The 26786-nt window shown below is 53.0% G+C and carries 20 protein-coding genes; 5 read left to right on the top strand and 15 right to left on the bottom strand.

Going from position 1 to position 26786, the window contains the following annotated elements:
• Nucleotides 1–96: 96 nt before the first annotated feature.
• The 9 genes from CRP01_RS10030 to CRP01_RS10070 form a co-directional block, all read right to left on the bottom strand.
• Complete coding sequence (locus CRP01_RS10030) at nucleotides 97–1434, bottom strand: MFS transporter (protein WP_170110304.1); 1338 nt, start codon at nucleotides 1432–1434, stop codon at nucleotides 97–99.
• 103 nt (nucleotides 1435–1537) lie between these two features.
• Nucleotides 1538–2902: an alpha-amylase family glycosyl hydrolase gene (locus tag CRP01_RS10035; protein WP_222845689.1), complete on the bottom strand. Its 1365-nt coding sequence runs from the start codon at nucleotides 2900–2902 to the stop codon at nucleotides 1538–1540.
• Between the two features lie 378 nt (nucleotides 2903–3280).
• Entirely contained in the window at nucleotides 3281–3985 is a 705-nt protein-coding gene (locus CRP01_RS10040; RefSeq protein ID WP_099149890.1) for a LolA family protein, read from the bottom strand.
• Between the two features lie 156 nt (nucleotides 3986–4141).
• Entirely contained in the window at nucleotides 4142–5443 is a 1302-nt protein-coding gene (gene nqrF, locus CRP01_RS10045) for an NADH:ubiquinone reductase (Na(+)-transporting) subunit F (protein WP_099149891.1), read from the bottom strand.
• Between the two features lie 85 nt (nucleotides 5444–5528).
• Nucleotides 5529–6140, bottom strand: coding sequence for an NADH:ubiquinone reductase (Na(+)-transporting) subunit E (gene nqrE / locus CRP01_RS10050; protein ID WP_099149892.1), 612 nt, complete (start codon nucleotides 6138–6140; stop codon nucleotides 5529–5531).
• 53 nt (nucleotides 6141–6193) lie between these two features.
• Nucleotides 6194–6913 carry an NADH:ubiquinone reductase (Na(+)-transporting) subunit D gene (locus CRP01_RS10055; RefSeq protein WP_185154555.1) on the bottom strand — a complete coding sequence of 240 codons (720 nt, stop codon included), beginning with the start codon at nucleotides 6911–6913 and terminating at the stop codon, nucleotides 6194–6196.
• Nucleotides 6914–6934: 21 nt separating this feature from the next.
• On the bottom strand, nucleotides 6935–7672 hold the full coding sequence (gene nqrC / locus CRP01_RS10060) for an NADH:ubiquinone reductase (Na(+)-transporting) subunit C (protein ID WP_099149894.1): 738 nt from the start codon (nucleotides 7670–7672) through the stop codon (nucleotides 6935–6937).
• 104 nt (nucleotides 7673–7776) lie between these two features.
• Nucleotides 7777–9090: an NADH:ubiquinone reductase (Na(+)-transporting) subunit B gene (locus CRP01_RS10065; protein ID WP_099149895.1), complete on the bottom strand. Its 1314-nt coding sequence runs from the start codon at nucleotides 9088–9090 to the stop codon at nucleotides 7777–7779.
• A gap of 84 nt (nucleotides 9091–9174) precedes the next feature.
• On the bottom strand, nucleotides 9175–10812 hold the full coding sequence (locus tag CRP01_RS10070; protein ID WP_170110305.1) for a Na(+)-translocating NADH-quinone reductase subunit A: 1638 nt from the start codon (nucleotides 10810–10812) through the stop codon (nucleotides 9175–9177).
• A gap of 543 nt (nucleotides 10813–11355) precedes the next feature.
• On the opposite strand from CRP01_RS10070, the gene CRP01_RS10080 reads away from it, so the two are divergent.
• The 3 genes from CRP01_RS10080 to CRP01_RS10090 all read left to right on the top strand — a co-directional run bounded on the left by CRP01_RS10080 (nucleotide 11356) and on the right by CRP01_RS10090 (nucleotide 16199).
• A complete protein-coding gene (locus tag CRP01_RS10080) occupies nucleotides 11356–11766 on the top strand; it encodes an acyl-CoA thioesterase (protein WP_099149898.1) in 411 nt (136 codons plus the stop codon).
• A gap of 113 nt (nucleotides 11767–11879) precedes the next feature.
• Entirely contained in the window at nucleotides 11880–14723 is a 2844-nt protein-coding gene (locus CRP01_RS10085; RefSeq protein WP_099149899.1) for a DUF1549 domain-containing protein, read from the top strand.
• Between the two features lie 45 nt (nucleotides 14724–14768).
• Nucleotides 14769–16199: a DUF1501 domain-containing protein gene (locus CRP01_RS10090; RefSeq protein WP_099149900.1), complete on the top strand. Its 1431-nt coding sequence runs from the start codon at nucleotides 14769–14771 to the stop codon at nucleotides 16197–16199.
• A gap of 37 nt (nucleotides 16200–16236) precedes the next feature.
• On the opposite strand, the gene CRP01_RS10095 is transcribed toward CRP01_RS10090, so the two are convergent.
• Nucleotides 16237–17199, bottom strand: coding sequence for a TIGR03885 family FMN-dependent LLM class oxidoreductase (locus tag CRP01_RS10095; protein WP_099149901.1), 963 nt, complete (start codon nucleotides 17197–17199; stop codon nucleotides 16237–16239).
• A gap of 107 nt (nucleotides 17200–17306) precedes the next feature.
• Here CRP01_RS10095 and CRP01_RS10100 point away from each other — a divergent pair, with 107 nt between their 5' ends.
• On the top strand, nucleotides 17307–18971 hold the full coding sequence (locus CRP01_RS10100; RefSeq protein WP_099150108.1) for an alpha-amylase family protein: 1665 nt from the start codon (nucleotides 17307–17309) through the stop codon (nucleotides 18969–18971).
• Nucleotides 18972–19013: 42 nt separating this feature from the next.
• Here the strand turns inward: CRP01_RS10100 and CRP01_RS10105 are convergent, their stop codons facing one another.
• Nucleotides 19014–19502 carry a VOC family protein gene (locus tag CRP01_RS10105; RefSeq protein WP_099149902.1) on the bottom strand — a complete coding sequence of 163 codons (489 nt, stop codon included), beginning with the start codon at nucleotides 19500–19502 and terminating at the stop codon, nucleotides 19014–19016.
• Nucleotides 19503–19806: 304 nt separating this feature from the next.
• Between CRP01_RS10105 and CRP01_RS10110 the strand changes: the two genes are divergently transcribed.
• On the top strand, nucleotides 19807–20643 hold the full coding sequence (locus CRP01_RS10110; RefSeq protein WP_099149903.1) for a prenyltransferase: 837 nt from the start codon (nucleotides 19807–19809) through the stop codon (nucleotides 20641–20643).
• Here CRP01_RS10110 and CRP01_RS10115 read toward each other — a convergent pair.
• Genes CRP01_RS10115 through CRP01_RS10130 form a run of 4 tightly spaced genes read right to left on the bottom strand, consistent with a single transcriptional unit; the run spans nucleotide 20638 to nucleotide 26784 of the window.
• Complete coding sequence (locus CRP01_RS10115; RefSeq protein ID WP_099149904.1) at nucleotides 20638–22383, bottom strand: hypothetical protein; 1746 nt, start codon at nucleotides 22381–22383, stop codon at nucleotides 20638–20640. The two genes, CRP01_RS10110 and CRP01_RS10115, sit on opposite strands and share 6 nt — an antisense overlap.
• The gene (locus tag CRP01_RS10120) at nucleotides 22380–24632 is read right to left on the bottom strand and encodes a hypothetical protein (RefSeq protein ID WP_099149905.1); all 2253 of its coding nucleotides are present in this window, start codon (nucleotides 24630–24632) and stop codon (nucleotides 22380–22382) included. Before CRP01_RS10120 ends, CRP01_RS10115 begins: the two co-directional genes overlap by 4 nt.
• Complete coding sequence (locus CRP01_RS10125) at nucleotides 24629–25888, bottom strand: BatA domain-containing protein (RefSeq protein ID WP_099149906.1); 1260 nt, start codon at nucleotides 25886–25888, stop codon at nucleotides 24629–24631. Before CRP01_RS10125 ends, CRP01_RS10120 begins: the two co-directional genes overlap by 4 nt.
• Nucleotides 25888–26784 (bottom strand): DUF58 domain-containing protein, encoded by an 897-nt coding sequence (locus CRP01_RS10130; RefSeq protein WP_099149907.1) that lies wholly within the window; start codon nucleotides 26782–26784, stop codon nucleotides 25888–25890. The genes CRP01_RS10125 and CRP01_RS10130 overlap by 1 nt, the downstream gene beginning before the upstream one ends.
• Nucleotides 26785–26786 lie beyond the last annotated feature (2 nt).

A 26786-nucleotide genomic window follows, 5' to 3' on the forward strand; every position in this document is an offset into this window, starting at 1 on the left:
CTTTTGACTTGTAACCGACTATTACGGGCGATGTTCAGTGACCTGGTGGGGAGTGATGCCGGTCTTCCTGTGCACCGGCAACACTCACCTGGTATTTCAGACCGCCTGCGCTTCCGCTTCGTTGTCTTTTACGAATAAGGTCAGTACCCCCGCCAGGATCATGGACACGCCGCCGATGATCAGGGCGTAGATCGGGATGTTACCGAAAAAGCTCTTCAGAATAAAGCCGAGGATACCGGCCGCCACGATCTGGGGGATCACAATAAAGAAATTGAATACCCCCATAAAATAGCCCATGCGGTCCGACGGCAGTGTACTCGACAGGATGGCATAGGGAACGGACAGGATACTCGCCCAGGCAATTCCCACTCCGATCATCGATACCAGCAGGTAATTCGGATCGGAAATGTAATACACCGAAAGCAGACCGATGCCCCCGAGGCACAAGGCCACCAGGTGGGTCACCCGGCGATTGGTCTTTTTGGCCAGTTCCGGCAAAAGAAAGGCCGCCAAGGCCGCCACACCGTTGTAGATGGCAAAACAGATACCGACCCAGTCCGCCCCCTCGTTGTACAGGGCAGAGGTCGTATCGGTGGTCTGGTAGACATGGCTGGTCACCGCCGAAGTGGTATAGATCCACATCGCAAAGAGCGCAAACCAGGAAAAGAACTGCACGAAGGCCAGCTGGACCATCGTTTTGGGCATCTCGAAGATCCCCATGAAAGATTCCTTCAGCCCTTCGAAGATCCCCCGCTTGGCGTTCTCTTCTTTCAGTTTTGCCAGGTCATCCGGCGGATATTCTTCCGTGTTGAACACCGTCCACATGACGGCGGTGATGTAGGCGAAACCTCCCGCGTAGAAGGACCATTTTACCGAATCCGGGATCATGCCCTCACCGGCAGTGTTGCTGATACCGAACCAGTTGGTAAAAATGTACGGCAGGGCCGATGCGACGACCGCTCCCAGGCCGATAAAAAAGCTCTGCATGGCAAAACCGGAAGTGCGCTGCTCGTTGGGCAGCATATCCCCCACGAAAGCCCGGAAGGGTTCCATGGTGATGTTGATCGACGCATCCATCAGCCAGAGCATCAGTACCGCCATCCACAGGGCCGTGGAATTGGGCATCAGGAACAGGGCGATAGTTGCGAGAATGGCGCCGATGGCGAAGAACGGGCGCCTTCTCCCCCACTTGGCGTGCCAGGTCCGGTCGCTGTAATAGCCGATGATGGGCTGCACCAGCAGACCTGTTACCGGTGCCGCCAGCCAGAGGATCGGCAATGCTTCCTGATCGGCTCCCAGGGTCTCAAAGATCCGGCTCACATTGGCGTTTTGCAGGGCAAAGCCGAACTGGATCCCCAGAAAACCAAAACTCATATTCCAGATCTGCCGGAAGGAAAGCCGGGGCTTCTTGGAACTTATTGATACGTTACTCATTGGTCGTTTTTTGTTGAAGGGAAAAACAGGTCAAATAAACCGGACGGCCTCCGCTCTGGAAGTCCGGAAAACAGCGAAGGCCAGCCGTTACTTTCCACGGCGGTTACCGGGCAAATAAAAGATATTCCCAGGGGCCCAGTTCGAGAGAACCGTCCGACTCCAGAGTATATTCCTCACCGGTAAAATAGTCCGTATAGGTGCCGTTAATGCTGCTGTCCGTCAGATCAGCTGACTGGCTGGTGGCCGAAAAGTTCAGGATACCGATCACCGTATTCCCGTTCTTCTCGCGCTTGAAGGCATACACGTTGGCATTATCGTTGATCCGCACCGGCATACCGCCGTACAGACCACCCCAGACGGCTTCGTTATCCAGCCGGAATTGTACCAGTTGGGTGTAGAACGGCTGTAGCTGGTTGGGATCGCTCCAGTCAATGGTATCTTTTTCGAAGAATCTCAGACGCTTGTCCAGACCGGCCTCCTGACCGCTGTAAAGCATCGGCACGCCGTAAGCCGTAAAGACGAAGGTAGCAAAGGCTTTCTGGCTCTCACCGTAACGTTCGTTGAGCGTACCCGCCCAGGAGTTTTCGTCGTGATTGGTGATCATCGTCAGCCGGATCGGGGCCTGACCGTACTCCTGGAGGTCCTTGCGGATCCATTCGTCCAAGTCGTCGGCATTGTGTTCGCCTTTGGCCACATCTTCCGTCAGGTGCAGCAATTCCCAGGCGTAGGTAGCGTCGAACTCCAGGTGCATGCGGGCCCCGTCCCATTCGGCGAGCCAGAACAGGTCCTTGAGTGGATCGATAACCGAAGTTGCTTCCTCCCAGAAATACAGCGGGATCTCGTGTCCGGCGTGATCGCAGCGGAAACCGTCGATATCAGCCTCGGTCACCCAGTATTTCATGTCGTCGATCATGGCGGCACGGGTAGCCGGATTGGTGTGATCCAGCAGGGCAATATCCGTCCAGTCGGCTTCGTAGATCACCTCTCCGGCTTCGTTCTGTGCGTAATAATCCTTGTGTTCGGTGATCCAGGGATGATCCCAGGCGGTGTGGTTGGGCACCCAATCGAGAATGACGTACATCCCCAGTTCGTGGGCTTTGTCTACCAGTGATTTGAAATCGTCCAGATTTCCAAATTCCGGATTTACTTCCCGGTAATCGCGGATGGAGTAGTAGCTTCCCAGGGAACCCTTGCGATTTTTGGTACCGATGGTCTGCACCGGCATGATCCAGAGCATTTTGATCCCCATTTCCTGCAGGCGCGGAAGGTCTTCGGCGAAAGCATTGATCGTGCCTTCGGGGGTATGCTGCCGGATATTAACTTCGTAGATGGTACCGGCGGCTATTTTCTCGGGGAAGGTGGCATCCGTTGCAGTGGCTGCCGGCTGAAGGTTTTGATCGTCGTCGTTAGTTTCTGTCGTGTCCGGTCCTTCCCCGCAGGACGCCAGCAATCCCGCGATTAGGAGCAAACACCATAAGTTTCTGCTCATCATAAAATAGGTATAAACGGGGCGACTGCATTTCCGGCCGGAAAGGAGTACCCCTGGTTTCAAGAATAACATGAATCACCCCGAATTTTATAAAAGGCGGTGTATGACCTCAGAGAGGTCGAATATTCGTAGAATTTAGCCTGGATAAGCTTTTTCGGACCTCAACGAGGTCGCACATTTACCACATGCTCCATGCTGTGCGACCTCGCTGAGGTCGAAACCAGCATTTCGACTATTTTTCTACGAATGTTTAACCTCTACTAGGTCATTTTTGAGTACTGAAAAAATTCAGGGTGGCTCATGTTTACAGTGATGAAGATACCTATTTTCAGGAAATCCTTAAGCTTTACGAAAGGATCAGTTGGGAAAAGCAAAAAATGCGTCTTCCAGACTTTTGTCAAAGGTGATCTTGTGGAAAGTGATCTCCTGCTGCGTGCTGCCTCCCACTTTCACCTCCATCTTGTGGGGAGATACCAGGCCCGAGTCGGTAGCTTTGTAATCGCTGAAAAGGGTTTCGATCATTTGACCTTCGGAAGATTTTGTGGCCATCTTGATCGGCAGGTTGGTCTTTTTATCGAAATAATAGATCTCGCTCCTTCCGTCCGATCTTCCCAATCTCAATTCGTAGACGTCCGTACCTTCCAATTCACTTTCACCCAGCAATTCGACGGTGCTTCCCTTTTCTTCGTAATTGATGAACGGACTTTCAAATTCCTGGTTGCTCATGGACTGGGCCATCGGTTCGGGCATTTTTTGCGCCTTATCACTACCCATCATCGGGTTAATCCACCAGGCGGTTGTTCCATCGTAGGCCTGGATCAGCTGCATGCCATTCAGGTCCACCTCCACCCGCTGTTTATCGGGATATTTAGCGTAGATGATCGCATCGAAAGACATACCCTGCATACTCATGCTGGCTTCGGTGGTCATGGTCTTAATGTTCTGCCACTGGTCCGCACCTCCGATCGTTTCCAGGTAATTCTGAACAATGTCTTTTGCAGATTGAGCGGAAAGCGCACTGAAGGTCAGTAGCGCAATAAATAACGGGAATAACTTTTTCATGTATCCAATAGGTTTTGTTGAGGGCAGCTAAATAATGCTGCCAGTGAACTATTAACGTATTTTATCGATCAATTTATCTGAAAAGGGGATAAAAAAAAATCCCCGACCGGAAGATTCCGATCGGGGATTTTTTTGAGCTTTTGCACTTCGGTTAGCCTAGCTACCAAAGTCGTCAAATGCGATATTTTCTTCGGGTACACCGAGTTCATCGAGCATTTTCAGCGCAGCCTGCAACATCAGCGGAGGTCCGCACAGGTAGTACTCGATCTCTTCCGGCTCCGGATGATTTTTCAGGTACTCATCGTACAATACCTGGTGGATAAAGCCGGTGAAACCGTCACCACTCTTATCGCTGATGTCCGACTTCACTTTCCAGTTATCTTCTTCCGTCGCATTGGACAGAGCGATGTAGTAATTGAAGTTGTCGTAATCTTTCTCTATATCCCGGAAATCTTCCGTGTAGAACAATTCCCGCACCGAACGACCACCGTACCAGTAAGATACTTTACGGTCTTTCGTCTTCAGGGTGTGGAACAGGTGGAAGATGTGAGAACGCAGGGGTGCCATACCGGCACCACCACCGATGTAAACCATTTCCTTTTTGGTCGGCTTGATGAAGAACTCACCGTAAGGACCGGAAACGACAACTTTATCACCGGGGTTACGCGTAAATACGTAAGACGAACATACGCCCGGGTTCACATCCATCCAGGTATTCGCTTTGCGATCCCAGGGTGGCGTAGCGATCCGGATATTCAACATCACGATGTTACCTTCCGCCGGGTGGTTGGCCATGGAGTAGGCGCGGAATTGCTCCTCGTCGTTCTTCATGGACAGGTCCCACATTTTGTACTGGTCCCATTCCGGTTTGTACTCATCCGGCTTTTTACCCATCCGTGGGTGGGCCGTGATATCGATATTTTTGAAGTCACATACGATCTCCGGTACGTCGATCTGGATGTAACCGCCACTTTCAAAATCCAGCGTTTCACCTTCGGGCAACTGCACCACAAACTCCTTAATGAAGGTCGCCACGTTGTAGTTGGACTTCACCTCGCACTCCCACTTCTTGATACCAAAGATCTCCTCGGGTACGCGGATCTTCATGTCCTGACGAACTTTTACCTGACAGGCCAGACGCATGTTGTCCGCCACTTCCCGCCGGGTAAGGTGGTTCATCTCGGTCGGTAACACATCACCGCCACCTTCATCCACGTGGCATTCGCACATGGCACAGGTACCACCGCCACCACAGGCAGAAGGCAGAAATACATTCTTATCCCCCAGTGCCGAAAGCAGGGAACTGCCCGGGCTGACCATTAAGGGATTTTCTTCGTCTCCGTTGATCACGATTTTCACTTCGCCCTGCGGTACCAGTTGCTTTCTCGCTGAGATCAACATCAGCGACAGCAGGAGAATAACCGAAACGAAACAAATTACTGCAAATAATATTATCATGGATTCTTGTTTTACGGAGCCCGGTCGTTAGCACCGGCACCGAAAATTTAAGAATATTTTTTTCGTTGCTTTAGCGTCTTACCGCTTACTGACCACCGGCCAGCAGTGCGGGATCAATACCCATCAAGCTCATAAAAGCGAGGCCCATCAGTCCGGTCAGGATGAAGGCCATACCCAGTCCGCGCAGTGCCGGCGGCACGTTGGAGTACTGGATCTTTTCGCGAATAGCGGCGATGGCCACAATAGCCAGGAACCAGCCGAATCCGCCACCCAAACCAAAAGCGATGGTTTCCGAAAAGTTGTATTCCCGCGTGATCATAAACAGCGAACCACCAAGGATGGCGCAGTTTACCGTGATCAGGGGAAGGAAAATACCCAGCGCGGCGTAGAGTGCCGGAGAGAATTTTTCCACCACCATTTCCACCAACTGTACCATGGAGGCGATTACCGCAATGAACAGAATGAACTTCAGGAAGGTCAGGTCCATACCGAACAGGCCGTTCTCACTCAACAGAAATTCGTGGATCAACCAGTTGATCGGCATCGTGAAGCCCAGTACGAAAATAACCGCCAGACCAAGACCGAAGGCCGTTTTCAGTGATTTGGATACCGCCAGATAAGAACACATACCCAGGAAGTAGGCCAGAACCATGTTCTCGATGAAGGCAGACTTTATAAATATGTTGATAAATTCCATTTTGCTTACTTTGATAAGTGAAAGATCGAAAAACCATTGGAGGTACTCAACCTCTAGCTTACGTCTACCAGTTTTTTGTTCCAGCTACGTTGGATCCAGATCAGCACACCGATGATGAACATGGCCGCAGCGGACATTACCATCAGGTTGTTGTTGGTATACCAGCCGAACAGGAAACTTTCGTTGGTATTGATCCAGTAGTCGGGTGATGGGCCGATGATGTTCATCGCGATGCCGCTACCTGCGAACAGGCTTCCCTTTCCGAAGATCTCCCGCAGCAGACCGACAATGATCAGAATGGCACCGTATCCCAGACCGTTACCGATACCGTCCAGGAAGGAACGCCAGGGTTTGTTGGCCATAGAGAAGGCCTCCAGGCGACCCATTACGATACAGTTGGTAATGATCAGACCGATATATACAGATAACTGCTTGTAGATCGGATAGTTCAGATATTTCAGGGTCAATTCCACCAGCGTCACCAGAGAAGCGATGATCACCAACTGGACGATCATCCGCACCTGCTTGGGAATATAATTTCTCAGCATAGAGGTGAAAAGACTCGAAAATGAGGTTACGAAGATCACGGCGATCGCCATTACGATGGACGGATAGACCAGAGAGGTTACCGCCAGCGCCGAACAAACCCCCAATACCTGTACCGTGATCGGGTTATTGTCATTTAAAGGATCGGTGATCAGCGCCTTTTCCTTCTTGCCGAATAAAGGTTCTTTAGTCTTACCGGCTTCTTTTACTGTTGCTGTCTCAGCCATTATGGTAATGATTTTTTCTTGTTATTGGGTAATCAGTTGGCTCGATTGTTTTACCTTATCGAAATAAGGCTCGTAATTCTTGATGCCATCGTAAAGCATATCACTGACACCGTCGGAAGTAACGGTAGCACCGGTGATCGCATCCACTTCGTGCTCGGGATCTCTGGCACCGCCCTTGCGAACGGTAATGGAAACATAACGACCGTTATCGGTGTAGATCTCCTTGCCTTTGAACTGGGCGGGGAAAGCCGGATTGTCCTTGATCTCCGCCCCCAGACCCGGCGTTTCACCGGCGTGGTCGAAAGTAGCTCCGACTACGGTATTCAGGTCACTCTTCAGGGCGATATTCCCCCAAATGGCATCCCACAGTCCCGTTCCGCGCACCGCGAGGATGTAGTATTTCGAACCGCCCTCACTGTAGATGTAAAGCGGGAACTTACGTTGTGGTTCCGGCTTTTTCTTTTCCTTAGCCATATCGATATCGTCGGCCATCATGCCGTCTACTACCTGACCGGAAGCGTCTACCACCACCTGTTCAACCTGCGTTTGAAAGATGTTCATCACCGCATCATCGGTCAAACTCGCCACGGTAACTCCCTCTCCCAGATAATCTTCTACCGCCGACAGGATGGCCCGCTTGTTGAAGATATCCTCGTTGAGTTCCGCCTGGGCTTTGGTAGCCTGGCGAAAACCGGTCAACAGAACGGCGACGATCGCCGTCATGATGGTAACAAAAGTGATTACATATCTGGTACTCACGTTATTCTATTTTTGAGTTATTGATCGTTATTAGCTAAACGCAAACAAGGATCAATGGATGTTATTTTAATGCAATTTTTCTGTTAAGACCAGGACATTTTGCATCAGGCAGCGGCCGTGGCCCGCTTCATCCGGCGGTTGATGTTGCCGCGCAGTACCATGCTGTCGATCAAAGCAGAAAAAGTGTTCATAAACAGGATCGCCAACATCCAGCCCTCGGGGTACGCCGGGTTCCAGACCCGCACGATCAGGCCGATCGCTCCGATCAGGGCACCGTAGATCCACTTACCGGTATTGGTAGAGGCCGCCGTCACCGGATCCGTAGCCATAAAGGCCATCGCAAACAGGAAGCTACCCATGTAGAACTGGTAATACCAGGGCACTGCCATGAACTTGAATACACCGGCCGTATCTTCCGTAAAGCGAGCCGGATCGACCATACCGTTCATGATCATTCCCATTGCAGCAGCACCCAGGACCATGGAAACCATGATGCGCCAGTCGGCCACTTTGGTGAGGATCAGGAAGATCGCACCGAAGATGATCAGCGGTTTGGACATTTCACCGATGGAGCCGGGGATATTCCCCCACCACATCTCACTGACGGTGTAGACTTCCGTCACACCTTCCCAGCCGCCTTTCGCCGCCAGGGCCAGGGGTGTTGCCCCGGTATAACCGTCGACGACCGGAATTCCCCCATCGCCGAATGTGCTCCATCCGAAGCCGCGGAAGATCCAGTCGAATACACCGTGGGCCCAACCGTAGGTATCACTTACGTAACCGGCACCCAGCTCGGCGTTTTTCACAATATCGGACACCCATACTTCGTCACCGGAAATAAAGGTCGGATAAGCGAAGAAGATGAACACCCGTGACAACAAAGCCACGTTCCAGATGTTCATACCCGTTCCCCCGAAGGCCTCTTTACCGATGATCACCGCAAAGGCTACAGACAGAGCCAGCATCCACAGCGGAAGATCGGGAGGCATGATCAGCGGGATCAGCGCCCCGGATACCAGGAAGCCTTCCTCCACGCCGTGCCCTCTTTTGGCGGCATAGTAGAATTCAATTCCCAGACCCACCACGTTGGCTACGATAAAGATCGGCAGGATCTTGATCAGACCGTGAACTAGTTTCAGATGGAAACCTTCAAAGAAGCCCGGGTACATGCCCAGTGCCTCGTAGTGCTGCGCACCAATATTGTACGTACCGAACAGGTAGCAAAGCTGCATAGCCAGTACCACGTGGATCATGGTCCGCTTCAGGTCCATACCGTCACGAATGTGAACTCCTCCTTTGGTCACCGTATTCGGCGCAAACGCAAAGGTGAAGAAGGCATCGTAGGCAGTATGCAATAAAGGAGATTTCTCCTTATTAGGTTCTATTCGCTCGAAAAAATTCAGTAGCGCCTTTTTCATAATATATTAGGTGGTATTAAACCTTTTGCTTGAATATTTTTGATATTGAGCGGGGATCGCGCCCCACTCCTGCTCTCCCGGGAATTATCCCTGCTCCAGCATCATCTTCTGCCCTTTGCGCAGAATGTCCTGCAGCGGCTGCTTGGAGGTACACACAAATTCGCACAGTGCGATGTCCTCTTCGCTCACTTCGTGGATACCCAGGCCTTCCATACGCTCGAAGTCGTTGGTCAGGATCGCCTTCATCAGGTGCTGCGGGTAAATGTCCATCGGCAGTACGGCTTCGTACTGACCGGTAACCACAAACGCCCGCTTCTCACCGTGGGTATTGGTGTCCGCCTTGAAAGCATAATCGGGATACAGGAAGTTGGGGAAAGTATTGGAAACACTCGGACGGGGCTCGATCGGGAGCAACCAGCCGAACAATTCGTAATCGTTGCCCTCTTCAATCACCGTCAGTTGATCATCCTTAGCATTCAGGAACTGATCAATGTTCTTTTTCTCACCGGACAGTACATCGCCGGAGATCAGGCGTACTTTATCGGACTTGACGTTATCCTTGATCAGGTCACTGATCTTGGCGCCGAGGTAAGTGCGCACGTACTTGGGCTGGTTCAGTTCGTAACCCGTCAGGGCCACTATCCGCTCCACGTTGTACTTTCCTTCCAGGAACATTTCGCCGATCGAGATCACATCCTGTACGCCCAGGGTCCAGACTTTGTCCTGCGTACCCAGCGGAGCGATGTGGTGGATCTGAACACCGACGTTACCGGCCGGGTGCTTACCGTGGAACCAGTGTTTTTCCACACCGGAAGCATCGGAGAAAACCGCAGCGGGTGGATTCGCGCCTTTAGCGTTCAGCCCGAGGTGTACTTTACCGGAAGTCAGTTTGGACAGTACGTCCAGACCTTTCTGGAAACTCGCTTCCCGTCCGGCCACCACCAGTTCCAGGTCCGGAGCCAGAGGTGCAGTATCGAAGGTAGAGATGAAAATATCCCGGGGTACTTCGTTCGGATCGGCTACCACGTCAAACGGACGCTGGTTGATCAGCGGCCACAGGCCGGTTTCCCGCAGGTAGCTCACCAGTTCCTCACGGCTGGCCGTTTCCGGGTCCACTTTATCGACCTGACGGTACGTCTGATCTTTATCCGCCAGGATCACTACTTCCGTAATGGAACGTTTGGCGCCGCGGTTGATGGCGATCACCTCACCACTCACCGGAGCTACGTATTTCGTATCCGGGTCGTTTTTATCAAAAAACAGGGCATCTCCCGCCTGTACTTCTGCTCCTACTTCCACCAACATCTTCGGAATGGGCGCAATACCGCGGTAGTTGACCGGCTGTACGGCAAAGGTTGTTGCCTGTACTCCTTCGTCGATCACCTTGTCGGCAACGCCCTGCAGTAAAATATCGTGCCCCTTGCTCAGGCGGTGTACGTTCTTGTTGCTGGCGTACTCCGGCAGGCTCGGTGCAAATAATTCCTGAATACGGGGAAATAAAGAGAAATTGGCTCCCGTTTTATCAGCTCCGGACTGTTTGGCCTCAATGGCCATCAGGTTGTCCGAGACCTGAACGACGAGATAGAAGAACAGAAAAACCGCAATAGCGACCATCGAATAGATAAAGTAGTTGTTTCCTCCGGATGAAGTTTGCGCAGAGGCCACATTTGCCGACAGTACCATTCCGGCTAAGAGGATGGTTTTAATCGTTCCGATTCTCATTGATTATGTGTTCATTCCTTGTAATGCCCCCGATTATAATGGGTATAGATCCAAACTGCTTTCAGTTATTTAAAACCCGGGGAAAAACAAGATTTTACGATAACGTTTTATTGCCTTTTTAAAAAGCGCCACAAAGATATAAACCTTTTGTGTTCTAGCGAATCGAGACTTTAACAAAGTAATCCGCATCCGCTTATTTAGACCTGTTCTAAATAAGCGGATTTTAGTTGTTGGAAAAAGCCACGGAATTGACCGCTCTGGCGCTTTCAGGGGCCAAAACTAGAAAAGGCTAGGGAATCTTGCTAGGATTTACACTTATTTATTGAGCGGTGTGGATAAAACGATCGATTTTCGGATTTTTACCGTCTGTATTTCGGGTTCAGATATCGATCCGCGGCGGAAGCGATCGGGGCTGTATGGCCCCGGATTGCCGAAAACGGCCAACCGGATGTGTCCGCAAACGGTCCGGGTTGTTTTTTCCTTCCGTAACGGATAGGTTTTCCGGCCCGGATCAGATCGTACCGAGTATCACAAATCTTCCACATGTATACACACGAATTTCAGAAGCGCGTCCGCTACAACGAAACCGATCAGATGGGATACCTCTACCACGGCCACTATATTACCTACTACGAGATCGGCCGGGTGGAAATGCTGCGATCGCTGGGTCTGAGCTATAAGGAAATGGAGGAAAAATACCGGGTGATGATGCCCGTGATGTCCCTGCAGACCCGCTACGTACGCCCTTCGCGCTACGATGACCTGCTCACCATCCGGACCACCCTCCGCCATCTACCGACCCAATTCATTACCTTTCACATGGAGATCTTCAATGAAGCCGGTAAACTCGTTAATGGCGGCAGCGTCAAATTATGCTTTGTGGATATGGATACGAATAAGACGATTCCGCCGCCGGATTTTCTGCTGCAGGCCCTGGAGGGGCAAAACGCTTAAATTCCCACCCGGCTACATGGTCTTTTTTTCCTAGCTCCCAGCAAGGGTACGCTTTCTAAAAAACGTTTTATATTAAAAGCGCCAGGTTTCTCTGGCGACTAAAACCAACATCCATGCTGCCACTTTCCACCCATTGGACGCTTGAGTTTCTGGGACGTCTGCACCCGCTGATGGTACATTTTCCGATCGGTTTACTGGTCGGGGCCTTCCTGCTCGAAAGCTGGAACCGGATGCGGGGCCGGAAAGCGGATTACAGTGGCATGGTCTACATCGGCGCATTCACGGCCGTATTTTCGGCCGGTTTTGGCTGGTTGCTGCAGAGTTCCGATGATTACGGTGGCAACCTGGTCGATCAGCATCAGCTTACGGGTTTCATCACGGCCGGCCTTTCCCTACTCACCGCTTTTCTGTACGCGAGACGGCCCGCCGTTTCCGATCGGACGGGATACATCAGTCTGCTGGTCAGTTGTGTTAGCCTGAGTATTGCCGGGCATCTGGGGGCCAGCTTGACGCACGGGGAAGATTATCTTTCCGAAGTACTTCCCTGGAGCCGGGGTGGTGAGGACAATACGGCCCTGCTGGAATCTTTTCAGGCTTTCGCCCAATCGGATTCCTTTCCCCAGGATCAGCTCGATCAACTCAACCTGCAGGTTCGCGCCATTTTTGCCCACAACTGCTACAAATGCCACAGTACGGAAAAAATGAAGGGTGAACTGGCCCTGGATCACGAAGCGGGTGTTTTTGCCGGTGGTGAGAACGGAGCGATCCTGGTGCGGGGAAATGCCGATGAAAGCGATATCATCCGACGGCTGGAACTGCCCCGTTCCCACGATGATGTGATGCCGCCCAAAGGTAAAAGTCTGGATCAGGCCGAAATCGATCTGATCCGGCTGTGGATAGATCAGGGCGCACACTGGGCGGACGAGGAACTGAAGATCTTCCGGGAAGCTGAACTGGCCCTAAGCAAACCGGCCCTGCCGGAGACGCCGGCCGACATCTCCCATCCGGTGGATAAATTTGTACACGAATATTTTGCGGAACAGGGACTCTCCTGGCCCGAACCGATCGACGATCGGCAGTTCATACGCCGGGCTTATCTGGATATTAATGGGCTGTTGCCCGCCGCCGAAGCCGTCGAAAGTTTTGCAGCGGATGGCGCCTCGGATAAACGGGCTAAGCTGATCAGTTCCCTGCTCCATGATAAGACCGCCTACGCCCAGCACTGGCTGAGCTTTTGGAATGATCTGCTCCGCAACGATTACTCCGGTACGGGTTTTATTACCGGGGGCCGGAAGCAGATCACCGAGTGGCTGTACGATGCCCTGGAAAACGGCAAACCTTACGACCAGATGGCCCGCGAGCTCATCGATCCGGGTCCCGAGTCGGAAGGTTTTATCAAGGGCATCCAGTGGCGCGGCGAGGTCAATGCCAGTCAGCGCACCGAACTGCAGGCCGCCCAGAATATTGCCCAGTCCCTGTTGGGGCTGAACCTGAAATGTGCTTCCTGCCACAATAGCTTCGTCAATAATCTTACCCTCGATCAGGCTTACGGCTTTGCCAACATCTTCGCCGAGCAGCCCCTGGAGATCTACCGCTGTGACAAACCGACGGGTCGTATGGCGGAAACCACTTTTCTCTACCCCCAACTGGGCGAAGTAGTCAGTGATAGCCTCAAAGGTCGCCTGCGCGAACTGGCCGGGGTGATCGTACAACCCGAGAACGGACGGCTTTACCGCACCATCGTCAATCGCTTCTGGGATCGCCTGCTGGGGCGCGGCATCGTCGCTCCCGTGGATGAAATGGACAATTTACCCTGGAGTCAGGACCTGCTCGACTGGCTGGCTTCTGATTTTATTGAGAATGGCTACGATTTTCACCATTTGCTGACGCAGATCATGACTTCCCGGGCCTACCAGCTACCGGCCGTCCCCTACCCTTCTCCGGAATACCTGGCTTCGGATCAATTTGTTTTTCACGGACCAGCCATTCGCCGACTGACCGCAGAGCAATTTGTGGATGCCTTCAGTCAGATCGTGACCCCGGTATACCACGGATTGGCCTACGATCCGGAAGGAAGAGACTCGGATGCAGACTGGATCTGGCACGAGGAGATCGAACTGGATCGGCGGGTGCTGCCCAAACCGGGCAAGCGCTATTTCCGCAAAAACTTTTCCATGGATCGGGGTCAGCCCCTGCAACGGGCGGAATTGCTCATTACAGCGGACCACGCTTTCACCTTTTACCTCAATGGTACCCAGATCACCACGGGGGAAGACTGGCGGGTAGTACAACGGCTGGAGATCCCCGCCGATCGTTTCGAAACCGAGAATACCATCGCCGTGATCGGAGAGAACGACGGAGTGATCCCCAACCCGGCCGGTTTGCTGATGAGCCTGCGACTGCAATATGCGGACAGTAGTTTCCAGTACATCCATTCGGACCGTTCGTGGAGATCGGCGGACACACTTCACGATAACTGGACGACCGGGACTTATGATGACTCCGACTGGGCCAATGCCTGGCGGGCGGGATCTTTCGAAAGAAGCTACTGGGGTGCACTGCTCGATTTCACTTTCCAGCCGGATTCCATCGACATTCCTTTCGCCCGGGCTTCACTCGTCATGCAGGATGACTTTATGAAAACGCTGGGTCGACCGGTACGGGAAAACGTCACAACCACCCGCAGCGGTGAAGCGACGCTGCTGCAGTCGCTACTACTGACCAACAGCGCCTTTTTTCACGAGAATATTGCCCGGGGAAGTTCCAAATGGCTGGAACGATCCGGAGATCAGCCGGAGCAACTGCTCGACGAGCTCTACCGGGCAGCCCTGGGGCGCGCTCCCAACCGGAAGGAACAAAAATTACTGCTGAAAAAGCTGGAAGACGGCCCCCCGGAAGAAGGCCTGCAGGATATTATCTGGACGTTGGTCCTCCTGCCGGAATTCCAGTTGATCTGATCGGCTGGTAAAAATCCATTTTTTAAAATTGACAATCAGAAGCATATGACCCAGAAGGAACTAACCCGCCGCGATTTTCTGCAAAAAATGCAGCAGGCCGGATTGGCCGCCATGGCCGCCAGTTTGCCTACGGTTCCCTTTCTATCTTCCTGCAATCGCGAGGCGAGCCTGCCCTCCACTGCAGACACAGTGATCCTGCTGTGGATGGCCGGCGGCATGTGCCATACGGAAACCTTTGACCCCAAAACCTATACGCCCTTCGAAAAAGGCATGGAGAGCAAGCAGGTATTCAGCACCTTTCCATCCGTCCCCACGGTTGTGGACGGCCTATCCTTTTCCGAAGGCCTCAGTGAGATCGGCCAGGTGATGGACAAAGGAACCATCATCCGCTCCTACCGGGCGGCGGATCTGGGGCATATTTTGCATACCCGGCACCAGTACCACTGGCATACCTGCTACGAGCCGCCCCAATCGGTGCAGCCGCCCCATATCGGTGCCTGGATCGCCAAAGAACTGGGGCCCGTGAACGAGGTGATCCCGCCTTTTATTGATATCGGTCAGCGGTTTACGGTGGGCGAAGGGGAAGAGTTAAAGGCATTTCATTCCGCGGGTTTTCTTGGCACGGAATTCGGTCCGTTCTTCATCCCTGATCCCTCCCGCGGACTGGACAGCGTGAAGCCGCCAAAAGGGATGGATCTTCGGCGTTTTGAGAGCCGCAATAAACTGTATAAAGAACTGGTCAAGAACAGCCCGTTTGAAACCTACGGCAGTTCCTACCAGCAGGAATCGCTCATGCAATCCATGGAGCGCGCCTACCGGCTTCTTAAATCACCGGACGCCGCGGCCTTCGATCTCCACGAAGAACCGCAGGAAGTATACGATCGCTACAATACCGGTCGCTTTGGCCTGGGCTGTCTGCTGGCCCGCCGCCTCACCGAACGCGGCGCCCGCTTCATTAGTGTGACCACGGAATATGAACCCTTCCTGGGTTGGGATACCCACGAGAACGGCCACAGTCGCCTGGTGGGTATGAAGGAACAGATCGACCGCCCCGTAGCCCAGCTCATCCGGGATCTGGATGAACGTGGTCTGCTGGACCGCACCATCGTCATCCTCGCCAGCGAATTCAGCCGGGATATGCTGGTGGAAGGTCGGCCAGGGCAAAAAGTAAGAGATCAGGTAGAGGTACCGGACAAAGTAGAAGATCCAAGGCACTACGGTATGCACCGCCACTTTACCGATGGCTGTTCACTGCTGATGTGGGGTGGCGGCATCAAAAAGGGATACGTCCACGGAGTCACCGCCGACGAACGCCCCTACAAGGCCATCACGGAACCGGTGGTGATCGATCAGATACATCAGACGGTTTACCATGCCTTAGGCATCGCCCCGGAAACGAACTATGAGATTGAGCAGCGGCCGTTCTATACGACGCCGGATGGGGAGGGGAAGGTGTTGCGGGAGGTGCTGAGCTAGGCTAGTGGTTCTGCCACTCGAGTGGCAGAACCACTAGCTACCGCACCCGAGGAAACACCTCCTTGCTATAAAAATCCAAAAAATACTCCTGGCTGGTCGTCACATTGTGAAAAACGATCTTCTCCACGCCCAGTTCCATATCCTGGCGGATCCACTCGGCGTGCTGTTCGGGGTCCTGAGAGATCCGGAGGGATTGGGCAACTTCTTCCGGGCCGATAAACTGGGAGGCCGCTTCAAACTGTTCGGGGGTCCGCAATTCACCGTGTACGGCGCTCGTGCCAACATTCGTTCGCCATTGTTTATGGGCCTCTTCGACTGCCTGTTCGTGCGTGGGAGCACAGGCTAAGTCGCATTTCAGAAAGATCGGTTTCCCTTCGCCGCCACCCCGGCGGAAAGCTGCGATTACTTCTTTCAATTCATTGTGCGGACGCCAGACCGTGTACATGCCATCCGCCCAGGCGCCGATAGATTCGGCCGTTTCCGGGGTGATGGCCGCACCGATAGCCGGCGGCAATTTTTCGGGCAGGGAATAAACCTGTACTTCTTCGGCGGTAAAGTATTTACTCCGATGGGTAAAGCGCTCCCCCTTCCAGCACCTTTTGATAATCGAAACTGCTTCGGCCAATTGCTCATTACGGGCGGCTTTTTCCGGCCAGTGGTTGCCGGTGATATGTTCATTGAGGAATTCACCGCTGCCGAAAGTCGGCCAGAATCGCTCCGGGTACATTTCCGATAGAGTGGCGCAGGCCTGAGCGATGATCACCGGATGGTAACGCTCTACCGGCGCATTCACCACGCCGCAGGAAAGACTGGTGGCTTCCAACGCTGCGGCCATCCAGCTCCAGGCGAAACCACTGTGGCCCTGATCGCTGCTCCAGGGAAATAAATGGTCGGAGGAGGCCAGTTCATCAAAGCCGGCCGCTTCGGCCTTTTTAGCGAATTCCAGGAGCTTACTGGGGGGAAATTGTTCGTGGGAGATCTGATAGCCGAATGCGGTCATGAGGGAATTTTTTTTCTTATAGAATGGGACTACCCGAAAATATGTTCGTTCCGGCATTCCGAACATCTGTCCCGAAAATCCTGTCCTTTAATAAACCCAAATTGATTATGATCGAAGAACGCTGGTACAAAAATGCCATCATTTACAGCCTGGACCTGGAAACGTTTATGGATGCCGACCAAAACGGGGTCGGAGATTTTAAAGGATTAACCCGACGACTGGAATACCTGCACTCTCTCGGAGTAGACGTGATCTGGCTGGCTCCTTTCCAGCCTACTCCCAACAAAGACAACGGTTATGATATCAAGGATTATTACGGCGTGGACCATCGGCACGGTTCCAGTGGCGACTTTGCCGAATTCATGCACCTGGCCAACGGCATGGGCATTAAAGTGATCATTGATCTGGTGGTCAACCACACCAGTGACCAGCACCCCTGGTTCCAAAATGCCCGTCAGGGAGAAGATGCCCGCTATTACGACTGGTACGTATGGTCTAAGAAAAAACCTTCGGACTGGAATGAAGGCATGGTTTTTCCGGGTGTTCAGGAAGAGACCTGGACCAAAGACAAAAAAGCCGGTGCTTATTATTTCCATCGTTTCTACGATCATCAGCCGGACCTCAATACCGGCAATCCGGAAGTGCGGGAGGAGATCCAACGCATCATGAATTACTGGATCTCTTTGGGAGTAGCCGGATTTCGGGTGGATGCCCTCCCCTTTATCCTGGAGACGCAGGAACCGGGAAAAAAGAAGGGCCGTAAGATCCGCTTTGAATACCTGGAGGAAATGCGTCGCTTTCTGACCTGGCGCAAGGGTGATGCCGTCCTGTTGGGCGAAGCCAATGTACAACCCAAAGATTCCAAAAAATACTTCGGTGAAAAAGGCGAAGGCATTCATCTGATGTTCAACTTTTACGTCAACCAGCACCTGTTCTACGCGCTCGCTACCGAAGAAGTAAAACCCTTGAAAAAATCACTGGAGGCCACCAAAGGCATCTTTCCCACGTCCCAGTGGGCCCACTTCCTGCGTAACCACGATGAACTGGACCTCGGGCGCCTTACCGAAAAACAACGGCAAAAGGTCTTTGATCGCTTCGGCCCTACCAAAAACATGCAGCTTTACGACCGGGGCATCCGCCGCCGGCTGGCACCAATGCTCGGCAACCGGGCCCATATTGAGCTGGCCTACAGCGTGATGTTCGCCCTACCGGGCACGCCGGTCATGCGCTACGGGGATGAGATCGGCATGGGGGATAATCTCAAACTAAAAGAACGGCAGGCCGTGCGGACGCCCATGCAGTGGACGGACGATCAAAATGCCGGTTTTTCCGGAGCGGAAGCCAAGGAACTGATCCATCCCATCATCGACAAGGGGCCTTTTAATTACGAAAAGGTAAATGTGGAAGCGCAGCGCCGCGAACCCGATTCCCTGCTTAACTGGATGACAGCCATGATCCGGCTCCGCAAAGAATGTCCGGAGATCGGGAACGGCGACTGGGAGATCATCGACGTGGATAATCCGCACATTCTCGCCATTCATTATAACTGGCTCGGACAGGAACTGCTGACCATTCATAATTTCGCCGATAAACCCTTTGAGATCGAGATCGGTATCGGCCAGAAAAAAGGAGATAAACTCATTGATCTCCAGGAGATCAAAGAGAGTGTTGCCGGCAAAAAAGGCGTCCATAAATTGCTACTCGGCGCCTACGGTTATCGCTGGCTGCGGGTGGGCGATCTGAGTCCGTCGCTGGAATCGAAAAGATCATAACCCAATTCAAGCCTTGCCGGGCGGTTTCCCGGCAGGCTTTTACTAACCCGCGTAGGCTGCTTCCAAATCCGCAATTTCCAGCTTTTTCATCTGCATCAGCGCCTGCATCATTTTCCCTACCCGGGCCGGGTCTCCGTTCTGGAGCCTTTCCCCTAACATTTTGGGTACGATCTGCCAGGAAAGGCCAAACTGGTCCTTGAGCCATCCGCAGGGTTCTTCCTTGCCACCGGCAGTTAGTGCATTCCAGTAGTGATTGACCTCTTCCTGATCCTCACAGCTCACGAAAAAGGAGATGGCTTCGGTAAACTTGAACTGCGGTCCGGCATCAAACGCATGGATCTGCAGACCATCCAGGATCATACTGCCGTTCATGACCCATTCGGCGGGAAAATCCGATCCTTTTCCCCAGCGTTTCAGGGTAGTGATCTGAGAATTCGGGAAGATAGCTGTGTAGAATTCCATTGCTTTTTCGGCCTGTCCGTCAAACCACAAAAAAGGTTTGATCTTCTGGGAAGTGGCTAATTTGCTCATCGTTTTGATTTTTTATTTAATCTAAGTTGCGATGTAACTTAGGTAGAGGGTCTAGAGTAGCGGGTAGAGGGATTACCTATCGTTAAAATGGAGCAAAATCGCTCATTTTAACGGTTGCAGTCTCTCTACGCTTTACCATCTACTCTCTACAATTCAAGTATCGCAACTTGAATTATTTATACAAATATCCGATGTTTAGCGGGCACGAGAGCGGGGGTATCCCGGCCAAATCCGGGGGTGAAACCGGCGATTTTTTGTATCTTAATCCACCGAAGAACCACTCCATTCCGGCAACCAGAACGCCATGATCTCACAGAATAAATACCAGGCTGATATCGACTACATCCTAGCCCAGAGGAACCATCTGGGTGACGACTTTTGGACGACCGAAGATAACCGGATCGGCAAAGGCAGTCCCTTTTCGGCCCGTGATGTCGCGATCTTTCTGAACGAACTGGGATTCACCCGAAAGGACGTCATCGTGCAGGGTCTTGCCGAGCGGATCTTCCAGGCCTGGCGACCGGACGGGCGCTTCCGCATCGCTCCCAAAGGCACCATTTATCCCTGCCATACCATCACCATGCTGCGGGTACTCTGCTATCTGGGGTACCATCGCGACGATAGATTAGCGGTGACTTTTCAGCACCTATTCGACATTCAACACGACGACGGAGGCTGGCGGTGCAATACCGTAAAAATGGGCAAAGATCCATTAACGGACTGCTCGAATCCCGGAGTTACCCTGGAAGCACTGGACGCTTTCCGCCACACGGATGATTCAATCCACCAAGATCGCCTGGATCCGGCAGTCGACTTTTTACTGGGTCACTGGGAGATCAAACGGCCCATTGGCCCCTGCCATTTCGGCATCGGCAGTTTATTCATGCAGGTGGAATTTCCTTTCCTCCGTTACAATCTCTTCTACTACGTATATACCCTCGCCTGCTACGAGCGGGCCCGTGCGGACCGGCGTTTCCAGGAGGCCTATACGTCACTTCGCGAAAAAGTGATCGACGGGAAAATGGTGATCGAAAACACCAATCACCGTTTGAGCAAACTTGATTTTTGCAAAAAAGGAGCACCCAGCGCATGTGCTAGCGCGCGGTGGAATGAAATTGCGGATCGAATGGCGGATCTATAATTTGGGCGCCAGCCAAAGAAATCCCGCACTTAGGAGAAAAAGCAGGTAGAACCACAGGCGGGAGACCGGTTCCAGACGGGTCTGCTGAAACGCCTCTCCTTTAGGGAGTCCTTCAGCTCGCACCTGCATGAGGGATTGACGCCGCAATTGGGCCAATCGCAAGTCGGGCCAGGCATTTGCCGCAAAACTGTAAATATCCAATGACTCCTCCCCTACCGCAATCTGGTGCCATCCGGTAGATCTGGGCCAGAACCGTCCGTACCAAACGTTATCCAGGAATGGATCTTCCCGGACCGCTATTTTCTGGTCGTCCACGGTCACAGTTTCCAGGGGTTGGTTGGCGGTAATCCGGAAATCCAGTGGTTCGCCCGTATAGTTAGGAAATTCCGATAACAGCTCTATGGTATAATCCTTGTAAGTTTCCCGCAGAGTACCCTCCAGCACCGGCATCCACAGTGAAGCATAAGTCAGGGAATCGCCCCGTAACAATTGAGCGTAACTTTCCTGGGTAGTCTGAAACCCAATCTTTCCCCGGCCCCGGTAGAAATAAGCGGCCACGGAGCGGTCGTTCGCAGTGCGCTGCAGATCATACCATTCCCGATCCTGCTGCCGGTTGACCGGATATGCGGCCAGGGTCAGGTTATTTCCCAGGCGTACAGAATCCGGTTCCCCCCCAACATTTATCAGTCCTAACCAGCGCCGAAACGAAGCATCATCTCCATTGACAATGCCCAGGAAACCCAGCCCCTGTTCAACGGCTGTAGACAGGTTGTTCAGGTCGTTGCGGCCCAGTTGGCCGAAAGCGGCTGCATCCGCGATCAGTAGATCAAAGTCATCCAGCAGCGCTGTACTGAGGCGATTTAGGTTCCGATCGGGCAGATTGGCGAATTCGGTGCGGAAGTTAGTGCGCGAGATCTGCGAACGAACGGCTACCTCGTGCCCCCGGTCGGCCAGGAAATCTTTCAGATAACGGACTTCGAAAGTAGGAAAAGCCTGTAGGATCAATACGCGTAACCGTTTTTCCGGATCTACCCTTATGGGCAGGATATGCTCGCTAAGCAGCTGCCCGTTGGTGTCCTTTTGCACCAGTTGGTATTCCCAGGTACCAGCTTCCTGGGGTGTGAAATTCAGGGTAAAAGATTGGAGCCCATCAGGTTCCACTATAGTGGAATCCAATGGTCCTTCCGGATCTTTTAGCAATAACTGCCGGGAGACATCCATCAAGTAAATACTTCCCTCCAGTTGATTTACCTGTCCTTCGCTGTATACCTTTTGAGTGATCTTTTGCATCCCAGATTGGAGTGCGGATGGGAAGAAGGGAAATTGCTTTTGGGGCAGATATTCCCACGCATAGGCCGGCAAGCCGTTGCCTGCCAGGGCACCAATTCGATGGCTTAAGTCCGATAAACCAACCAATTTTTCGAGGCTGTTACTACGAAGATAGGTAGCCGCACCGGGAGTTCGGTAAATTTCCCAATCACTATGGGCAAGAAGCAGGCTATCGACCACGGATGACTCGTAATCAGCAGTCAGCAAAAGTACGGGGGCATCACTGCGGATCTGTTCCCGCGAGGGTTGCAGCAAAATACCCATTAGTGCCAACAGAGCGAGTACCAGAGCCGAGAGTCTTAAACTCCGCCACCGTAGCGGACGACGGATCTCCAGCCAGGATAATAGCGCGAGGATCAACACAAAGCCGATAATGATCACCCAGATCGGGAATAAGGGTTGGAAACTCATCGATTCGTCCGGGCTTTGAGTTGTTGAATAAAGGCATCCTGCAGGCTATGACCGGCGTTTTCCCGGTTCCCGGCCGAACGCGGCAGAGTGGGTAGCAACATCCAGAAGGCTTCCCGAACGGCGCGTAGGTTTTCGGCAGTCAGTTCCCCGTCCAGCACCGCGCGGAGGGTACTCAGGCGATTGAGATAGACGTCCGGCTTTTCGATGGCCGCTGCGGCCAGTTCGTTCCCGGCGGCCAGTAATAATTCCTTTTGGTCGCTGTCCAGTTGCTCCGGCCGAATACGCAGTAAAGTTTCTACTAGGGGAAGGGACTGCCGGACAGCCGGATATGCCTCCTGATCCGATCGCAGATAGCTGGTCCGCGAGCTGTTGATCTCATCCAATTCTCCGGTCAGGCGTTTTTCCTCCTTGATCGGCGGTGCGTCAAAACCGGTGCGGTGTACGTAGATGCGGGAATCCTGACTAATCTCTTTGAGTAGTTTGAGGATCTTATACTGGTAGGGCAATGACTGGGCCGGGTCGTTCATGCGCAGGTGCAGTTCGGCGTCCCACATCATGCTCAGGGCCGCCCGTAGTTTGGTTTTCACCGACTGAATGAAAAAGGTCGCTTCTTCCATATTGTCGTGTATGTGGGCGAACGCTTCCAGAGGCGATTCCTCATTTTCTTCCGGATTGGGGTTTTCATCGTGCTCATGCTCGTGTTCGTGTTCCTCCACCAAATTGTGTTCATTATCCGTATCGTGGGCGTGTCCGTATTTTTTCAGGACGTCCTCCTCACCTTCGGGAGCGGCCTCTTCTTCCATCTGCGTTTCGTTGGTGATACCGGATTCAAACTCCTCCCCCAGAAACTGTCCGTACCGCAGGCGAAGTACTTTCTGATCGTATGCCAGCGTATTACTCCGGTCATCGAACTCCTTTTTTTCAATGGCCTTTTGTTCCGCCAGCAATTTTTCGGAATCAATAATGATCTGCCGCTGGCTCCGGAAGTATTCCGGCATCAGATCAACACCCAGGCCGCCTTCGAAAGAGATCATCTGGGTAGACGTATCCCGGATCTGAATAAAATAGGTTTCCGTGCGGTTGGACTGTCGCTGCGGATTGTGATTGTCCCAGGCTTCCACATAGTAGTAGAGCTCATCTCCCGGTTCCATGCCCAGCTTTTTGGTATTGATTTGCAGACTGGCCGCCGTGCGTTTACCCGAAATTGCCCGGGGCCGGACAAAGGGCAGGCGCTCCTCCCGGAATTTAACGGATTCGCCGCTGCCTTTACTGACGGTGGCCACTACGTAGGCTTCCGTCAGTCCGTAATCATCCGACAGCGAAGACTGCAGGGTCACTTCGATTTCCTCCCGCCAGTCAAACTCTACGAATTGTTCCTGATCATCGATGGCTACCTTCGGAGCCTGGTCTTCAATGATCTCCAGTTTATAAAAATCCGAACTTTTCAAATTTCCCCGATCCCGCCAACTAAAGGAATAATAGCCCGATTGTAATCCGGCTTTGTTGAGGGAAAACGTCCCGGCATCTCGGCTGAGTAAGGTAGAATCACCATTGGAAAAGATCATCCGCACCGCCTCCGGGTCACCGGAAAAAGACAGGCGCCAGCTTACCCGGCTGTCTTCGGGGATCTTCAGGTTAAAATCTTTGGAAGAACGGGCTCTCAGCCCGGTGTAAGCCGGCGGATTTACCGAAATGGCAAAATCTTCCAGTTCCGCCGGTACTGCGGTGGAAATCACCCCGGAAATGGTATCAGCAGCAGTGGTTGCAACCCGCAATGAACGCAGATCTCCAGGCTGCGGAATAAGCCGGAGACTCCAAAAGACGATCAGCCCGAATCCCAACGCCAACAGGGAAAGTCGCCATTGTTGGGGCCATTCGATCTGTTTGGCGGCATCCTCAAAAGCCGTGATCAAGCGCCGGCGTTGTACCTGCTGCAGCGGCCCGAGTTCTTCCGGAGGCACCATCAGCAGGTCCGTACTGTCCTGCAATTGCACAAAATGCCGGTTGAGGTAGGTGGCAATATCTCGGTCGCTGAGCCGATGCAATTGTAACTGCAGATACCTACCGAAAAACAAGGCCAGGGCCGTCACAGCCGCAATGGCCTCGGCGTAGCCGGTATGATCCAGAGTGAAGGCCGCTACCCCATACACCAACAGCGCCCCTCCCAAAGCCAACAGGGCCGACTCCACTATCCGGCGGCGGCGGTAGTGATCTTTCAGTCGTTTCAATATGTGCTGGTAGGTATTCATGCCTGTCGGTAAAATGCAAAAATTCGTTCAACAATAAAAAGCAGGATCAAGCTCAGGATCAGCCATTGGTCCAGCGGTATTGCCTGCGCGGCATCAGCCGTAGCAACCAATTCCTCGGTTCCGTTGAAAAAGCGACTCTCATCGATCGTTCGCCGGTCCCATTCCCGCAGGTCCGCCAACAGGGCTTCATCCCGAAACAAGATCGAGCCGAGTTCTACCAGCAGGTTTCCCTGCAAGATATCCTGCCGGGTCAGATCGCTCTGGACCGTCCAGGTATTTGCACCGCTCTGTACGATCATTTGACCGGCCGGCGGATCGCCCAGTCGAATGATGGATGTCGCCCGTGGCCCAGCTGAGGCGGAAGCATCGGTGGTTACCAACAATTGGTAGTGCTGGTTGGTGTCCAGTTCAGTAACGGTTTTATTGATCGTGATCTCCCGGCCCGCAAATTCGGCTACCGCCTGCAGGGCTGTTTCGAGCATAGTAGCAGCACTTGCCGGGCTTTCGCCCAACCGCATAGCGATCCGGATCGGCGAAGCGGCCTGAATGGGAATTTCCGGATTATCTCCTTCGGTAGCTCCTATCCGGGTCTGGCCGGCGGGAATCTGCTCTGTACGACGGGTAAAAGTAGTTTCGGTAGCATCCGTACGTCCTTCCAGGATCAGAACGGAATCTCCCCGCAGGCGTACAGCCTGCCAGTTCCGCTCCCGGCCGGCGACGGGCAACTGGAACCAGCGCACTTGTTCCGGTAATGGGATCATTTTTCCCCGAAACGCGTTTTCCCGGTTGGTGGCGTATATGATTGCTTCGGCCCCGGCCCGTTTGACCTGCTCCAGCAGCTGGGGGTAATTACCGGTGGAAAGCGGCACGGTATCCAGGTCTTCTACCAGCGGAAAACCATCCGTCAGGTACCGCAACTCATAACCGGCCTCCTGCAGACTGTCCAGGCTTTTTTGTAATTCCGGTACCTCTTCCGGTGCGATTTCCAGCAATACCCACCGGGGAACCGTTCTATTGCCCATCCGGTACAGCCCGGCCAGCAAGAGTACAAAGAGGATCACCGCCAGCGCCCGCAGTGCGAACAACAGATACTCATTGAACCGCAGACTGCTGAATTTCCGGGTATTGGCGTCCAGGAGGTGCCGGATGCTGCCTACCTTCACCACCTTGCCCGCCTTGCGGCTCAGCAAATGAATAAGCAGCGGGACGAGAAGGCCCAGCAACGCCCAGAGGTATGTCGGCTCAGCCAGATGCATCAGCGGATCATGGTTTTACGGATCTTCAAAAAATCGCGGAGTAAAGGTTCCAGCGGTTCATTCATGCGGACCAGTTGGTAGTTGATCTGTTTCTGTAACATCCAGTCTTTCACTCCCTGCAGCCAGTTACCCAGCCGCTCCCGGTAAGCCTGCTGCTGGCTGTCGGTATCGATCTTCAGGCGCTCACCGGTTTCCAGATCCTCAAACGTCAGGGAGCGGGATTGATCCAGTAATAGCTCATGCCGGCCCATCAGGTGAAATACAATGACCTCATTCCGGGGCGTTTTCAATCTTTTGATAAATTCCAGCAGATCTTCTTCTGCATCGTACATATCGGTGAAGAAGAGGATCATTTCCTTATTGTGGTGATTGTACAGATGTTCAAGCTGGCGATTTGCCTTCCAGGTGCTTTCCGCGCGCACTTTGACCATGGTGTGCAGGAACCGCATGAACTGCTGTTGTTCGTAGCGGGGACGCACTGTATGTACGTCGCGCTCGTTTACGGAATACAGTCCGTAAGTATCACCCTGTTTACGGGCCAGATAGGCCAGTGCCGCCGCCATCATCTTGGCGTAAAGCAATTTGCTCATCCCCTCCTCCGTATGGTCCATGGAGTGACTTGCGTCGATGAAAAATTTCACCGTAATGTTCGTTTCGATCTCCGACTGCTTGATGAAATACCGCTCACTGCGGGCGTACATCTTCCAGTCGAGCTGTCGCAGATCATCCCCCGGTTCGTAGCTCCGGTACTGACTGAACTCCTGGCCGATCCCAATAGACTGGCTGGGATTACTCCCACTCATAAAGCCCTCCACGATGATACGGGCCACCAGCTCCAGCCCATCGATGGTATGGAGAATTTCCGGTTTAAGTAACTGTTGGAGATCTTTGGTCATTG

Source organism: Flavilitoribacter nigricans DSM 23189 = NBRC 102662, from assembly GCF_002646595.1.
In the GTDB taxonomy this organism is placed as follows: Bacteria; Bacteroidota; Bacteroidia; order Chitinophagales; family Saprospiraceae; genus Flavilitoribacter; species Flavilitoribacter nigricans.